Origin of the sequence: Blastococcus sp. URHD0036 (assembly GCF_000701365.1) — a bacterium.
GTDB lineage: Bacteria > Actinomycetota > Actinomycetes > Mycobacteriales > Geodermatophilaceae > Trujillonella.
In genome coordinates this window covers 1-1,710 of sequence record NZ_JNIK01000010.1, presented here as the reverse complement: position 1 = coordinate 1,710, position 1,710 = coordinate 1, and the positions used below count along the sequence as shown (strand labels likewise).

At 71.4% G+C, this 1,710-nt stretch carries 1 protein-coding gene and 2 pseudogenes; 1 reads left to right on the top strand and 2 read right to left on the bottom strand.

The genetic code is table 11. The annotated features are described in order from the left end of the window. The coding region (locus N555_RS0106980; RefSeq protein WP_029430776.1) for an acyl-CoA dehydrogenase family protein at nt 1–480 on the top strand (480 nt) is incomplete at its 5' end. Between the two features lie 48 nt (nt 481–528). On the opposite strand, the pseudogene N555_RS25700 reads toward N555_RS0106980, so the two are convergent. After that, nucleotides 529–1,290, bottom strand: a pseudogene (locus N555_RS25700) (SDR family NAD(P)-dependent oxidoreductase). 106 nt (nt 1,291–1,396) lie between these two features. Beyond that, nucleotides 1,397–1,585, bottom strand: a pseudogene (locus tag N555_RS27365) (3-hydroxyacyl-CoA dehydrogenase family protein); the annotation flags it as partial. Nucleotides 1,586–1,710: the final 125 nt, after the last annotated feature.

Below are 1,710 nucleotides of genomic sequence, written 5' to 3'. Positions count from 1 at the left end.
GAGGGCACCGGCTTCAAGACCGCGCTGCGGACGCTGGACTTCACCCGCCCGACGATCGGCGCGCAGGCCGTCGGTGTCGCGCAGGGCGCGCTGGACGCCGCCGTGGAGTACACCCGCGAGCGGAAGCAGTTCGGCCGCGCGGTGAGCGACAACCAGGGCGTGCAGTTCATGCTCGCCGACATGTCCATCCAGATCGAGGCCGCTCGGCACCTGGTCTACGTCGCCGCCGCCCGCGGCGAGGCCGCCCACGACGGCGGGAAGGTCGACCCCGACCTCGGTCGTCTCTGCGCCGCGGCGAAGTCCTTCGCCTCCGACGTCGCCATGAAGGTGACGACCGATGCCGTCCAGCTGTTCGGCGGTGCCGGCTACACCCAGGACTTCCCGGTCGAGCGGATGATGCGCGACGCGAAGATCACCCAGATCTACGAGGGCACCAACCAGATCCAGCGCATGGTGATCGCCCGCAGCCTCCTGAAGTAGCCGGTGCCGGGGGTGCGGCTCTCAGAACTCGCACTCCCGGACGGCCGGTCAGCCGGGCGCCATCCGGATGGCGCCGTCGAGGCGGATGACCTCTCCGTTGAGCATGGGGTTCGCGATGACCTGCTCGACCATGAGGCCGAACTCGTCGGGGTCTCCCAGGCGCGAGGGATGCGGCACCTGGCTGCCAAGGGACACCCTCGCCTCCGCCGGAAGCGCGGCCAGCAGCGGCGTGTCGAACAGCCCGGGGGCGATCGTCATGACCCGGATCCTGCGATCGGCGAGGTCCCGGGCCACCGTCAGGCCGAGCCCGATGATGCCGGACCTAGACGCGGCATAGACCGCCTGGCCGACCTGACCGTCGAACGCGGCCACCGAGGCCGTGTTGACGATGACGCGGCGCTCGCCGTCGATCTCCTCGGCGGCCGCGATCCGCTCCGCCCCCAGGCGCAGCACGTTGTACGTGCCGGGCAGGTTCACCGTGACGACGCGGGCGAAGAGGTCCATCGGCGCAGGGCCCGAGCGACCCAGCGTCCGACTCGCGGGACCTATGCCCGCACAGTTCACGACGACGCGGAGAACCCCCAGCTAGGCGGCGGGGTCGAGCGCCGCACGCACGTCCTCCTCGCTCGTCACGTCCCCTGGGCTGAAGCGTGCGCCGGAGCCCAGCTCCTCGCATGCCGCGGCGCCGTCGGACCCGGGCAGGTCGAGCAGGACCACCCGGCCACTCGCGGCGACGATCCACCGGGCCGCGGTCAGTCCCAGCCCGGAGGCTCCGCCGGTGGTGAGGGCCACTGCGTCGCGGATCTCCATGTACTTCTCCTTGTCTGACCAGTTCCGTCGTGGGGTCGTGCTCGACGGCCGGCGCCGGCTCAACCGGAGGCGGGCGTCGTCTCGTACTGGTGGAGCCGCGGCCGCTCTTCCGGCCCAGCAGGCTGGCGTCGACCATCCGCGACAGCGTGGGCTGCGGCGAGTAGAGCGGCTCCTTGAACTCCTCGTAGAGGAACTCGGCGATCGACTTCGTGGTGTCCAGGCCGATCAGGTCGGCGAGCCTGAGAGGACCCATGGGGTGCGCGCAGCCGAGGACGGCGAAGCCCGACTCCGCCATGCGACCACTGATGCAGCGGCAGGGCCTGCTCGACCCCCGGGCCGAGGCGCTGGACTACATGTCCCGCATCGCCTTCCCTGACCGCTACGACCGGGACGCGCCGACGCACGGCGTGCCGACGGCCG